This window comes from Carboxylicivirga sp. M1479 (assembly GCF_007097485.1).
Taxonomy (GTDB): domain Bacteria; phylum Bacteroidota; class Bacteroidia; order Bacteroidales; family Marinilabiliaceae; genus Carboxylicivirga.
The window spans coordinates 138996-152679 of sequence record NZ_VKDE01000002.1 but is presented as its reverse complement, the minus strand read 5'-3'; the positions used below and the strand labels follow the sequence as shown (position 1 = coordinate 152679).

The 13684-nt window shown below is 40.6% G+C and carries 10 protein-coding genes; all 10 read left to right on the top strand.

From position 1 onward, the window contains the following. Nucleotides 1-24 precede the first annotated feature (24 nt). The 10 genes from obgE to hemL all read left to right on the top strand — a co-directional run bounded on the left by obgE (nucleotide 25) and on the right by hemL (nucleotide 13606). Nucleotides 25-1035, top strand: a complete 1011-nt coding sequence (obgE, locus tag FNN09_RS02440) for a GTPase ObgE (RefSeq protein WP_143299884.1) — start codon at nucleotides 25-27, stop codon at nucleotides 1033-1035. Further along, the gene (locus FNN09_RS02435; RefSeq protein WP_143299883.1) at nucleotides 993-2828 is read left to right on the top strand and encodes a hypothetical protein; all 1836 of its coding nucleotides are present in this window, start codon (nucleotides 993-995) and stop codon (nucleotides 2826-2828) included. Before obgE ends, FNN09_RS02435 begins: the two co-directional genes overlap by 43 nt. 123 nt (nucleotides 2829-2951) lie before the next feature. Next, nucleotides 2952-4808, top strand: coding sequence for a DNA topoisomerase IV subunit B (locus FNN09_RS02430; RefSeq protein ID WP_143299882.1), 1857 nt, complete (start codon nucleotides 2952-2954; stop codon nucleotides 4806-4808). Nucleotides 4809-4822: 14 nt separating this feature from the next. Then, nucleotides 4823-7462 (top strand): DNA gyrase/topoisomerase IV subunit A, encoded by a 2640-nt coding sequence (locus FNN09_RS02425; RefSeq protein WP_143299881.1) that lies wholly within the window; start codon nucleotides 4823-4825, stop codon nucleotides 7460-7462. Then, nucleotides 7462-7989, top strand: coding sequence for a shikimate kinase (locus FNN09_RS02420; RefSeq protein ID WP_221932403.1), 528 nt, complete (start codon nucleotides 7462-7464; stop codon nucleotides 7987-7989). The genes FNN09_RS02425 and FNN09_RS02420 overlap by 1 nt, the downstream gene beginning before the upstream one ends. A 202-nt stretch (nucleotides 7990-8191) precedes the next feature. After that, complete coding sequence (gene hemA / locus FNN09_RS02415) at nucleotides 8192-9460, top strand: glutamyl-tRNA reductase (protein WP_143299880.1); 1269 nt, start codon at nucleotides 8192-8194, stop codon at nucleotides 9458-9460. Nucleotides 9461-9513: 53 nt separating this feature from the next. After that, nucleotides 9514-10452: a hydroxymethylbilane synthase gene (gene hemC / locus FNN09_RS02410; RefSeq protein ID WP_143299879.1), complete on the top strand. Its 939-nt coding sequence runs from the start codon at nucleotides 9514-9516 to the stop codon at nucleotides 10450-10452. 1 nt (nucleotide 10453) lies between these two features. Next, nucleotides 10454-11206: a uroporphyrinogen-III synthase gene (locus FNN09_RS02405; protein ID WP_143299878.1), complete on the top strand. Its 753-nt coding sequence runs from the start codon at nucleotides 10454-10456 to the stop codon at nucleotides 11204-11206. 19 nt (nucleotides 11207-11225) lie between these two features. Further along, on the top strand, nucleotides 11226-12206 hold the full coding sequence (gene hemB, locus FNN09_RS02400; RefSeq protein WP_143299877.1) for a porphobilinogen synthase: 981 nt from the start codon (nucleotides 11226-11228) through the stop codon (nucleotides 12204-12206). A 107-nt stretch (nucleotides 12207-12313) separates the two neighbouring features. Next, nucleotides 12314-13606, top strand: a complete 1293-nt coding sequence (gene hemL, locus FNN09_RS02395) for a glutamate-1-semialdehyde 2,1-aminomutase (protein ID WP_143299876.1) — start codon at nucleotides 12314-12316, stop codon at nucleotides 13604-13606. Nucleotides 13607-13684 lie beyond the last annotated feature (78 nt).

Genomic DNA, 13684 nt, shown 5'->3' with positions numbered 1-13684 from the left:
TATTGTGTTTTAAAGGATTAGCATATGGCGAGTTCAAATTTTGTAGATTACGTAAAGATTTTCTGTCGATCAGGAAAAGGTGGTGCTGGCTCAACCCATTTGCGCCGTGAGAAGTTTGAAGCCTTTGGCGGACCCGATGGTGGCGATGGCGGGCGTGGAGGTCACATCATTGTGCGTGGCAATCGCAACATATGGACACTGCTACATTTAAAATACAAACGACACGTTGTTGCCGGTCACGGTGGCAATGGAAGCAAGCAACGATCAAGTGGTGCTGATGGTGAAGACAGAACCATTGAAGTACCTTTGGGAACCATTGCTAAAGATGCCGAAACAGGTGAATTATTGTTCGAAATAACCGAGCACGATCAAGAGATTGTATTGACCAAAGGCGGACGAGGTGGTTTGGGTAACTGGAACTTTAAATCATCGACCAACCAAACACCACGCTACGCACAGCCCGGTGAAGACGGCATTGAAATGGCCGCCATACTGGAACTTAAAGTATTGGCAGACATCGGACTGGTAGGATTTCCCAATGCTGGTAAGTCAACACTACTTTCCGTTATGTCAGCTGCCAAGCCCGAAATTGCCGATTATCCGTTTACCACCTTAGTACCCAACCTGGGTATCGTTTCCTATCGCGACCACCAATCATTTGCCATGGCCGACATACCAGGTATTATTGAAGGAGCAAGCGAAGGTAAAGGATTAGGAATTCGTTTCCTACGCCACATTGAGCGTAATTCCATACTGTTATTCCTAGTTCCTGCAGATGCAGAAGACATCAAAAAAGAATACAACATTCTGCTCAATGAACTAAAGCAATATAATCCTGAATTATTAGATAAAGGCCGTATGCTAGCCATCTCAAAGGCCGATATGCTAGACGAGGAACTGATAGATGAAATCAAACAGGATTTACCTGACCTACCTTCTATTTTTATATCTTCGGTCGCCAATAATGGAATTACCGAATTGAAAGATCTGATATGGGAGCAACTGATGGCAGCCAACGAAACAATGAAAGACTAACAGAATACCAATCGGCTTTAAACGACTGGCTCATTCAAGAATCCAGTCTTAAAAGCCGATTTATTATAAATGGATGGCTGCGACTAAGTGCTTTTGTGGCAGCCTTTGCCTTACCTTTCAGCCTACTGGAGCTCTGGGCCCTCGAATTTTTTGCCTGTTTTACACTTCTGTTCTCTGCTTTTTTATTATTGGTTAGAAGGGCCAATAAAATTTCTGCCCGCCGCAAATACATATCTCATCGCATTGCCTTACTCACAAAAGAAATCAAGTGTATAAATGAGGAGTGGACAGACGATGTTGATGGCTCAGAATTAATAGAGCCAGATCATCTTTTTGCGCACGACCTTGATTTATTTGGCAAAGGATCATTATTTCAGTTCATCAACAGAACATCTACCAGGGGGGCTTATTTAAAACTTGCACACAAGCTCAAAAACTTATCGCTCAATGCTGATGACATTATTGACAAACAAGCAGCAGTAAAAGAGCTAACACCACTTAACGAATTTCGGCAGCACTTTTATGCTTTGGGAGCTTTGGTTGCCGAAGAAAATAAACGTAATCATCCTTACAACCTTGATAAACGACCCGATTTATCTTTCATATCCAAAGCCAGTAAAATAGGAATAGTGCTCTTCCTATCACTCATGACCGTTTCTATTTTATTAATTACATCGGGCATTTGGTCAAGCAGTATACTCATGTACCTATTCTTTACAGGGCTAGGTTTTGTAGGTATTCACTTAAAAAAGATCAATCGAGTACATGGCGAGGTGGCATCTCTAGGCAACTTTCTTCAACGCTACTCGAAGCTCATACAACATGTTGAAAACACCGAGCTAAGCTCCATTTATTTAAACAAGGTTAAATCAGAATTAAAAACCGAAGGCAAAAATGCCAGTGAAGTAATGCTTCTGCTTGCCAAAAACATCAAATTATTCGATCAACGCTTAAACATGCTACTCGGTGTTTTGCTCAATGGATTCTTCCTTTGGGATTTAATTATATGCTACAAACTACAAAAGTGGTATAAAGCCTATGGTGGCGAATTAGAAAAGTGGCTCGACAACTTACACGAACTGGAAGCCATGAATAGCCTGGCCACATTCGCATACAACCACTCTCTGTTTGTTTATCCAAGTATATCCGACACAGTTATTTTTGAGGCAAGCGATCTGGGACATCCATTAATTCCAGATAACGAACGCATTAATAACGACTTTTCGTTCAAACAAGACCAACGCATTTGCGTGGTAACTGGGGCTAACATGGCTGGCAAAAGCACTTTTTTACGCACCATAGGGGTAGCCAAGGTGCTTGCAGGCAATGGCTGTGTGGTATGTGCCAAGCAGTTTATCTACAAACCAATGCCTTTCATTACCAACATGCGCGCCATCGACAACTTATTAAAGCACGAGTCTTACTTTTTTGCCGAATTAAGTCGCTTACAAATGATTTTAGAACAGCTCAAAGAAAAAGGCGAACTCTTCTTTATACTGGATGAAATATTAAAAGGCACTAACTCTTTGGATAAATACCAGGGATCCATGGCACTTATCAAACAGCTTTTGAAACATAATGGATGCGGTTTGGTGGCCACACACGATTTAGAGTTAGGACAACTACCAGATCAGACAAATGGACAAGTTTTCAACAATTGCTTTGAGGTAAGCTTTAACGATGACGGTTTAAGTTTTGATTACAAGCTTAGAACAGGCCTTACTCAAAGTCATAATGCAACCTACCTAATGGAAAGAATGGGACTGATTCCCAGAGAGAACGTAAGGACTTAGAGCACTTGTCAACCAACATTGTTAATAAAGAAATTACGAAACATTTCTTGTTTTAATTATATTTGGGTGGTTTTCTGCAAAATGAGAGCTTTCACTTTTCCGAATTTATTAGTTGATTAAAATATGAGTAGTCAAAATACACAGAACTATTCCGAAGATGCCATTCGCACATTGGACTGGAAGGAACACATTCGTCGACGTCCGGGTATGTACATTGGTAAATTGGGAGATGGAACATTTGCCGACGATGGTATTTACGTGTTACTCAAAGAGGTAATGGATAATTCCATCGATGAATTTATGATGGGCAATGGTAAAAAAATTGAAGTTACCGTGGAAGAAGGGCGCGTAACGGTTCGGGATTATGGACGTGGCATTCCCCTTGGAAAAGTGATTGATGTTGCTTCGAAGATGAATACGGGTGCCAAATACGACTCCAAAGCCTTTAAAAAGTCAGTGGGACTAAACGGTGTTGGTATCAAAGCAGTTAACGCACTAAGTAATGAGTTTGTGGTACAGGCTTATCGCGAAGGCGAAACAAAACTTGTTGAGTTTAGTCGTGGCGAGGTCATTACGGATCACGAACTGAGCACCTCAACAGAAAAGAATGGTACTTACATTTCTTTTACACCAGACACAAGCATATTTGAACATTATACATACCGTGACGAGTACATAGAGACTTTGTTACGTAATTACACATATCTAAATAAGGGACTATCCATTATTTACAATGGAAAAACCTTTCAAAGTAAAAATGGCTTACTCGACCTCTTAAACGAGAACATGGATGCCGAAGGTTTGTATCCAATTATTCATTTAGAAGGCGAAGATCTTGAAATTGCCATCACTCATGGCAACCAGTATGGCGAGGATTACTACACCTTTGTTAACGGCCAGCACACGACTCAAGGTGGCACACATCAGGTGGCATTTCGCGAGGCTTACGTAAAAACCATTCGCGATTTCTATAATAAGAACTTCGATGTATCTGATGTTCGCACAGGTGTTATTGCAGCGGTGAGTATTAAGGTTGAGGAACCGGTCTTTGAGTCACAAACAAAAACAAAGTTAGGTTCTAAAGACATTGGTCCAAAAGGTCCATCGGTACGCAACTTTATATTAGATTTTGTTACCGAGCATCTGGATAACTTCCTACACAAAAACCCTGAAACAGCAGAAGCTCTTCAGAGGAAAATAATTGAATCGGAGAAAGAGCGCAAAGCCATTTCGGGCATTAAAAAGCTTGCGCGCGAACGGGCTAAAAAAGTAAGTCTTCACAATAAAAAACTACGCGATTGCCGCATCCATTACACCGACATTAAAAAAGAGCAAAATATTGACAGCTCTATTTTCATTACCGAGGGTGATTCGGCCAGTGGATCTATTACCAAAGCGCGTAACGTTAATTCTCAAGCCGTTTTTAGTTTAAAAGGAAAACCGCTCAACAGCTTTGGACTAACACGTAAAGTGGTTTACGAAAATGAGGAGTTCAACCTATTGCAGGCAGCCTTAAATATTGAAGACGGCCTGGATACATTACGCTACAACCATGTTATCATCGCTACCGATGCCGATGTGGATGGCATGCACATTCGCTTATTACTATTGACGTTTTTCTTACAATTCTTTCCCGAATTGGTGAAAAATGGTCATTTATACATATTACAAACACCACTATTTCGCGTCCGTAACAAAAAGAAAACCTTTTACTGTTACTCGGATGAGGAGAAATTATCGGCCATGAAAAAGTGTGGCCCCAAACCTGAAATTACGCGATTTAAAGGACTTGGTGAGATTTCGCCTGATGAATTCAAACACTTCATTGGCAAAGAAATAAGATTAGAGCCTGTGCGCTTGAAAAAAGATGTACCGATAAAAGATCTGTTAGAATTTTACATGGGTAAGAACACGCCTGACAGACAAACTTTTATAATCGATAATTTGGTTATTGAGGAAGACCTTGTTACGGAAGAATAAATAATTAAGGAAGAATGAGTTTCGACGATACTAACACCCCAGATACACCTGAAGAAATACCTTCAGAGTCACCAGAAAATCAGCAGAAAGAAGAGCAGCACCTATGGGATGCTGACTCAACTTCCATAAGTCATTTGCCAGGTATGTACCGCGAATGGTTCCTTGATTACGCATCCTATGTAATTTTAGAACGTGCTGTTCCTCACATCAATGATGGCTTGAAACCTGTGCAACGCCGTATACTTCACGCCATGCGACGTATGGATGATGGCAGATACAACAAGGTGGCCAACATTATTGGTAACACCATGCAATTTCACCCGCACGGGGATGCGTCCATTGGCGATGCTTTGGTACAGTTAGGTCAAAAAGATTTACTAATCGACTGCCAGGGAAACTGGGGTAATGTGTATACGGGCGATAGGGCGGCAGCTCCACGATACATTGAGGCACGCTTAACAAAATTTGCGCAGGAGGTTGTTTTCAACCCAAAAACAACAGAATGGAAGCAAAGTTACGATGGTCGTAATAATGAGCCAGTCACGCTGCCTGTTAAATTTCCGCTATTATTAACACAAGGTGTTGAAGGAATTGCAGTTGGTTTGGCATCCAAACTATTACCACACAACTTCAACGAATTGATTGATGCTTCGATCAACTATCTTGAAGATAAACCATTTGAGATATTTCCTGATTTTCCAACAGGAGGTATGATCGATGTTTCTCGCTACAACGATGGTATCCGTGGTGGAGCCGTTAAAGTACGAGCAAAAATCAGTAAGGTAGATAGTAAGACCTTAATGATTTCAGATATTCCTTTTGGACGAAATACAACTTCCTTAATTGAATCTATCCTTAAAGCTAACGACAAAGGAAAGATTAAGATTAAGAAAATTGATGATAATACAGCTGAGAACGTAGAAATACTCATCTACCTACCAGCAGGTTCGTCGCCTGACAAAATGATAGATGCCTTGTACGCCTTTACGGATTGCGAGCTATCAATATCGCCAAACGCTTGTGTGATTCAGGATAACAAGCCCTATTTCATTGGTGTTAGTGAAATTCTGAAGGAGAACACCGACAATACTGTTCAGCTGCTCAAGCGTGAGTTGGAGATTCGAAAAAATGAGCTGGATGAAGCATGGCACATGTCTTCATTGGAGCGCATTTTTATTGAGAATAAGATTTACCAGCGCATGGAAGACTGTGAAACAATGGAGGCAGTAGTGCAAACCATTGACCATGGTCTGGAACCATTTAAAGAACGTCTACGACGCGAGGTTACACGGGATGACATCATCAAGTTAACACAGATTCGCATGATTCGTATCTCTAAATTTGATGCAAAAAAAGCAGATGAATACATCGCCTCTTTAGAGGAGGAAATGGAACAAATAGCCTACCATCTGGCTAATTTAATTGCCTATTCCATTGCCTATTACAAACGCATTAAAAAACAGTTTGGTAAAAACTTCCCGCGTAAAACCGAAATTAGAAGCTTCGCCAGTATTGAAGCATCAAAGGTGGTGGTGAAAAATGAAAAACTATACATCAACCGCGAAGATGGATTTATAGGTACCTCTTTACGTAAAGATGAATTTGTTTGCGACTGTTCTGACATTGATGACATCATCATCTTTTACAAGGATGGAAAATATATTGTTACCAAGGTAACTGACAAAGCTTTTGTGGGTAAAAACATCATCCACATAGCGGTATTTAAAAAGAATGATAAACGCACTATTTATAATGCTGTTTATCGCGATGGAAAAGCGGGCAACGTATACATGAAACGCTTTGCTGTAACGAGCATTACTCGTGATAAAGAATACCACATTACCAGAGAAACACCTGGCACTAAGCTGATGTACTTTAGTGCTAACCCCAATGGCGAATCAGAAGTATTGAAAGTAGTATTGCGCCCTAAAGCACGAATTCGAAACTTGGTATTTGAAGTGGACATGGGTGAACTAGCCATCAAAGGCCGTGCTGCCATGGGTAATATCTTAACTAAATACGAAGTCAAGTCTATCGCGCTGAAAAGAAAAGGCGAGTCAACTCTTGGTGGTCGTAAAATCTGGTTTGAGCACGAAACATTGCGCTTAAATGCCGATGGAAGAGGTCAGTTTATTGGAGAATTCCATGGAGGCGATCAAGTTTTGGTCATTACTAAGGACGGACAGTACTATCTAACATCATATGATTTAAGCAACCACTACGAAGACAATATTCTCATCATAGAGAAATACAAGAACGATGCTGTATGGTCAGCAGTGTATTTCGATGCCGACCAAAACTTCTATTACATCAAGCGTTTCCAATTTGATAACTCAAGTAAGAGTCAATCATTTATTGGCGACAATGCAAAATCGCGTTTAGTGAAAATTATGCACGTTGATTATCCGCGCTTGGAAGTTAAGTTTGGTGGTGATGACAAACTAAAAGAGAAACTGATAGTTGAAGTAGCCGAATTTATTGGAATAAAAAGCTTCAAAGCTAAAGGGAAACGTTTAACAACATTCCAAATCTCAAAAATTCAGGAAATTGAGCCTATCATTAAGGATGAGCCAAAACCTGAAAGTTCAGAGGCAGGCAATAATGAACTTGGCGAGGAAGATGATAAAAACCAAATGTCACTATTCGAATCGTAATGGAAATACAGCGAATATTCCTCATCGGGTTTATGGGCAGTGGAAAGTCCACATTAGGCAAGCGTCTTAAATCAGAGCTTGGCTGGGACTTTCTTGATTTGGATGATTATTTCGAAGACCGCTTCAATACTTCGATCAAACAGTATTTTGCTGAATTTGGTGAAGAGGCTTTTCGCAAAGCCGAGCAACAAATGCTGGCAGAAGTAAGCCATAAAGAAAAGGTAGTGATAGCAACAGGGGGCGGCGCCCCTTGTTATTTCGACAATATGCAGGTCATGAATAAAAGTGGCTTGAGCATTTACATTAAGCTATCAATCAACACTCTGGCCAATCGACTAAGTAGTGCAAAACAGGTTCGTCCCCTCATAATCGGCAAGTCAGGCGAAGAGCTAAAAGAATTTATATCCACTAAACTAGCCGAACGAGAAAGCTACTATAATCAAGCACAAATAATAGCCGATGGTGATGTACTGGGTGTTGATGGTTTTGTTCGTATCATCAAAGCATCTGGCACATTAATTCAATAGTTCACTCTGCACGCAAGAGTTACCTTTGTTTAGACATTTAAGCTCATCAATCAACCCTTATCTATAATTATTCTAAAAAAACAGGGGCGTACCCAAATTAGTTTTGCCTTTCAGATTTGCTACAGATTTCAATTCTATTTTTGATTACTAAGCTGACAAAGCAGCTTGAAGCTAACAAAAACAAGTAACTCAGATTGAAGATATGGTTGGTTTAATTGGTATCAGTCACCAAACAGCATTACTCGAGATACGAGAACAAATGGTAATTTCCAAAGATGAAGTTCCTGGTTTGTACGAGCACCTTAACAGAGCATGCGATATCAATGGAATAATGGTATTAAGCACTTGCAACCGTTCTGAGATGTACTTTGAAATTGATAGCTGCAAGGTCAATGATAAGGATGCATTTATGGAGGAAATGAGCAATGCATGCGTGGCTTACTTCAATCAACCAGAAAGCATCAAAGCTTATTTCTACACACATACCGACATCGACTGTGCCAGACACCTATTTCGTGTTAACACAGGTTTAGACTCACTACTTCTTGGCGAATATCAAATTGTTTCTCAATTAAAAGAAGCTTTTGCAGTTGTTGACAACACAGCCATGGTAGGTCCTGAATTAACAAGAATGGTGCACAAGGCTTTTGAAGCTGGCAAACTGGTTCGTACCAAAACAGCGTTAAACAAAGGAGCTATCTCAGTAAGTTCAGCTGCAGTAGACCTAATGAGCAAAAAACTCAATGGCTTTCCAAACATCAAAGCATTAACGGTTGGAGCTGGTGAAACAGGAACAATAGTCGCATTAAACTTATCGAAAAAAGGTTGTGTACATAACTGGATAGCCAACAGAACAATGGGCAAGGCCGAACAATTGGCCGATCGTGTTCAAGGCGTGGCATTTCCTTTTGATACATTTACCGATCAATTAGCGGCAGTAGACATGGTAACGTTTACAACGGGCTCTTCACGTGTTCTTTTAAACAAAGAAATGCTTGAAGAAGTAATGGAAAGAAGACAGTACAAGCCCATTACAGTACTTGATCTTTGCAGTCCTCGTAACGTAGATCCACAGATTGCTAACATGGAAAATGTGACTTTATACGATCTTGACCACCTGGAAGAAGTTGTTAAGGCTAATTTTGAAAAACGCAAAGGCAAGTTGGCAGAAGCAGAATCTATTATTGAAGAGGTATTAACAGAATTTGACGACTGGTTGAACATTCGTCGTATGAGATCTGCCTTTAGTGCAATCACTGACACGTTTAAAGGTGTACATTCGTTAGAGGCTAAAAATTATAAAAAAGTTAAAGACGATACCGACGCTTCGAAAAAGATTAACGAGTATGGAGATCACTTAAGTGCTAAATTGACGCGTATGCTCATTAAGCAAATGAAGACTGTCACCAACGAAGGTCGCGATTCGGAAAAAGTAAGAATCCTTGAAGAATTTTTTAACTTTAACTCATAGTATAAATACAGATGCAACAACATCTGTATTTTAGTTTAGAATCCCTTAAGTATATGAATAAATCCAATATCAAAATAGGTACTCGCGGCAGCAAGCTAGCTTTGTACCAGGCCAATTTAGTTAAGTCAAAACTAGAAGAAGCTTTTCCCGATAAAACATTCGAAATAAATATTATTACCACAAAAGGCGACAAAATACTGGATGTTGCTTTATCTAAAATTGGTGATAAGGGTTTATTTACCAAAGAGCTAGAGGTAGCCCTATTCAATGGTGAGGTAGATATGTGTGTGCACAGTCTTAAAGATTTACCAACCGTGTTTCCTGAAGGAGCGCAGCTAGGAGCTATTTTACAACGAGCTGAATTTAAAGATGCCTGGGTAAGTAAAGATGGCTTATCATTAGACGAAATGAATGAGACACATACCGTGGCTACGTCAAGTTTACGACGAAAAGCACAGGTTCACAAAATCAACCCAAAAGTAAAAGTGGTTGATATACGTGGTAACGTAGATACCCGTATCAAAAAAATGAATGAAGGACATTGTGATGCCATGGTAATGGCAGGAGCTGGCCTCATTCGTTTAGGATACAACAATGTTATCACATCACTTTTTGATCCAGAGTATTTTGTGTCGGCATGTGGTCAAGGTGCTATTGCCATTGAAATTAGAGAGAATGATAGCGAGATTGATGCAGTTGTAAAAAAACTACATTGTACCAAAAGTTACCAGCAGATAACCGCAGAACGCAGCTTCTTAAACGAATTGGAAGGCGGCTGCCAAATACCGATTGGTGCCTACGCAAAAATTGAGAGCGACGAACTAAGCGTATTAGGATTAGTTGCCATGCCCGACGGATCAAAAGAATTACGCGGTGAATTAAAAGGAAAAGCTTGCGATGCAGAATCAATTGGTCGTAAATTGGCACAGCAAATTGCCAAACAAGGCGGCATCGAAATACTTGATAAAGTTCGGAATCTAAATAATCAGTAACATGGATCCATACTCACGACAAACTTCAGTAGTACTAACCCACCCCTTGGGTAAAGACGATTTGCTGTTTAATGGTTTGAAGAGTGAGGGAATCAATGTCGTCTGCGACCCAATGATTGACACGGAGCAGGTGAATTTAGAAAATGAATGTCGTGAACATCTTTACCAAAGTCGACGCATCATTTTCACAAGCAAAAGGGGTGTCGAGTACTTCTTTCAGCAGGTTAAACCAGCCGATGTACTCGATAAAAGTTTTATTTGCATCGGAAAAAAAACAGCACAAGTACTAGAAAAGCACGGCATGAAACCCTGGTGGGTATCCAGTGGTCGTACAGCTTCTGACCTGGTTAAGGAACTACAACAAGCTCACATTCGCCCCAATGAAAAATGGGTAGGCATGTTGGGCGAATTGGCTGAAAACACCTTGGCTGATGGCTTGCAAAACGTGTGTAACTTTAAGCGATACAATGTTTATCGCACCATTATAGCCGAACAACAAAATAACGAAACAGTGGAACTACTTAAATCCAACAAACCATTATTAGTGGTGTGTACCAGTCCATCGTGTTTCAATGGTTTTATGAAATTATATGGTTCACTCATTCACGATGAAGTGGGCTTTGCCTCCATTGGACCAGCAACCTCTAAAGCCATGAAAAAACAGAATATAAAACCTGCAGTGGTAGCACGCTTATCTACTTACGAGGGTTTGTGGCAAGAAATGAAAATACAATTAAAACCTCAATATCGTTAATCTATAAAATTCAATAACTATGGCATTTCCAGAAACGCGACTACGACGTTTAAGATATAATAAAGTATTACGTAACATGGTAACTGAAACTCACTTGCGAGTTGAAGATTTAGTATACCCATTGTTTGTTTGTCCTGGTGAAGGTGTTAAAAAACCAATTAGCTCCATGCCTGGCAACTACCAAATGTCAATTGACACACTGGTTGAAGAATGCAAGTTAGCCGTATCAAAAGGTGTAAAGAGCGTTCTTTTATTTGGTATTCCTGAGAGTAAAGATGAGCACGGACATGTGGCGTGCCATAGCGATGGAATTGTACAAAAAGCCATTAGAGCGATTAAGGCGGAGATCGAGGATATTATGATCGTAGCCGATGTATGTAACTGTGAGTACACAACCCACGGACACTGCGGAACAATCATTGATGGTGATGTGGATAACGACAGTACCTTAAAAACATTAGCCGATCAATCGGTTTCTTTAGCAGAAGCAGGTGCCGACATTATTGCGCCTAGTGATATGATGGATGGTCGTGTATTACGTATTCGCGAAGCATTAGATTTAGCAGGTTTTGAAAAAACACCAATCATGTCCTACGCAGCTAAATACGCATCAGGCTTTTATGGCCCATTCCGCGAGGCTGCCGAGAGCGCTCCCCAGTTTGGAGATCGTAGTACGTATCAAATGAATCCTGCCAACTCTGACGAAGCCATGCGCGAAATTGCTTCTGACATTGAAGAGGGTGCCGACATTGTAATGGTAAAACCGGCATTGAGTTATTTAGACATCATCTACCGTACCAAAAATGAATTTGAAATGCCAACAGCAGCTTACAATGTAAGCGGTGAGTTTAGCATGGTTAAGGCAGCTGGTGAAAAAGACTGGATCGATGAACAAAGAGTTATGATGGAAGTTCTATTGTCAATAAAGCGTGCCGGAGCTGATATCATCATCACGTACCATGCTTTAGATGCTGCTGACATTTTAAATGCACAGAAATAAAAAAGCAACTTGCGACTTATTAAGAGCTAGTGGCTTCTTTAATAATTTCATAAGACATCAGATCAATCATCTTGATAGTTGTGTCTTAAATCTTGATACTAAAAAACATGAACAACAATAATAGCAAAAGCGCCTTTCAAAAAGCTCAGGAAGTTATTCCTGGAGGCGTCAACTCTCCGGTACGAGCTTTCAAAAGTGTAGGCATCGACCCAATATTTATTAAAAAAGCCAAAGGAACAACCATTTGGGACATTGATAATAACGAGTATACCGACTTTGTGGCCTCATGGGGTCCGCTTATTCTTGGTCATGCTCATGATGATGTACTAAAAGCTGTTGCTGATGCTGCAGCCAATGGCACTAGCTACGGTGCTCCTACCGAGATTGAAACAGAAATGGCAGAGCAAATCGTTAAGATGGTGCCATCGGTAGAAAAAGTACGCATGGTTAATTCGGGTACTGAAGCAACAATGAGTGCTGTACGTTTAGCACGAGGTTATACAAACCGCGAGCTAATCATCAAATTTTCGGGATGCTACCACGGACACGGTGATAGCTTTTTAATTAAAGCTGGCTCGGGTGCTATAACACTTGGTTTACCAGATAGTCCCGGCGTTACAAAAAGCACTGCAAAAGATACCTTAACAGCCGATTACAACAACCTCGAATCGGTGGCCAAGTTATTTGCTGAAAATAAAGACCAGATTGCAGCGGTTATTGTTGAACCTGTGGCAGGCAACATGGGTGTTGTTCCTCCAGCTGAAGGATTTCTTCAGGGATTACGAAACCTGACAACTGAAAACGGCGCTTTATTAATATTTGATGAAGTAATTACCGGTTTCCGTTTAGCAAAAGGCGGAGCACAGGAGTATTTTGGTGTGATGCCAGATTTAACAACGCTTGGGAAAATTATAGGTGGTGGATTACCTGTTGGTGCTTATGGCGGTCGTAAAGAAATTATGGACATGCTTGCGCCACTTGGCCCTGTATATCAGGCCGGAACCCTATCAGGTAACCCCTTAGCCATGGCAGCCGGATTAACAGCTCTTAAAAAGTTAGACGAGACACCAAATGCCTATGAAGACTTGGAGAAAAAAGCTGCATTTGTGGAGGCTGGCTTCAAACTCAATGCAAAGGAACTAGGTATGAATGTTGTTCTTAACCGTGTTGGATCCATGATGACAGCATTCTTTACCGATGCTGAACAAGTGGCCTCTTTTGACGAAGCAATGACTTCAGATACCGGTAAATATGCCACATATTTTAAGCATGCCGTTGAAAATGGTTTATACATCGCACCATCACAGTTTGAGTGCCTGTTTATTTCGATGGCTCACACCGAAAAAGATTTAGAGAAGTTGATTAAAGGCAATAGAGCTGCCTTGCAAGCGATTAAGTAATAATTGTGCATAGTGCCAAGTGCCCAGTTCTTGTCAGTACAGGAACTATACACTTAGCACTAAGCACTAAGCATGGAT

Bases quoted from the DNA above. Each gene is read 5' to 3' on its own strand.
- hemL (WP_143299876.1), top strand. From the start codon at position 12,314: ATGAACAACAATAATAGCAAAAGCGCCTTTCAAAAAGCTCAGGAAGTT.
- FNN09_RS02420 (WP_221932403.1), top strand. From the start codon at position 7,462: ATGGAAATACAGCGAATATTCCTCATCGGGTTTATGGGCAGTGGAAAG.
- hemA (WP_143299880.1), top strand. From the start codon at position 8,192: ATGGTTGGTTTAATTGGTATCAGTCACCAAACAGCATTACTCGAGATA.
- FNN09_RS02435 (WP_143299883.1), top strand. From the start codon at position 993: ATGGGAGCAACTGATGGCAGCCAACGAAACAATGAAAGACTAACAGAA.
- hemC (WP_143299879.1), top strand. From the start codon at position 9,514: ATGAATAAATCCAATATCAAAATAGGTACTCGCGGCAGCAAGCTAGCT.
- FNN09_RS02430 (WP_143299882.1), top strand. From the start codon at position 2,952: ATGAGTAGTCAAAATACACAGAACTATTCCGAAGATGCCATTCGCACA.
- obgE (WP_143299884.1), top strand. From the start codon at position 25: ATGGCGAGTTCAAATTTTGTAGATTACGTAAAGATTTTCTGTCGATCA.
- hemB (WP_143299877.1), top strand. From the start codon at position 11,226: ATGGCATTTCCAGAAACGCGACTACGACGTTTAAGATATAATAAAGTA.
- FNN09_RS02425 (WP_143299881.1), top strand. From the start codon at position 4,823: ATGAGTTTCGACGATACTAACACCCCAGATACACCTGAAGAAATACCT.
- FNN09_RS02405 (WP_143299878.1), top strand. From the start codon at position 10,454: ATGGATCCATACTCACGACAAACTTCAGTAGTACTAACCCACCCCTTG.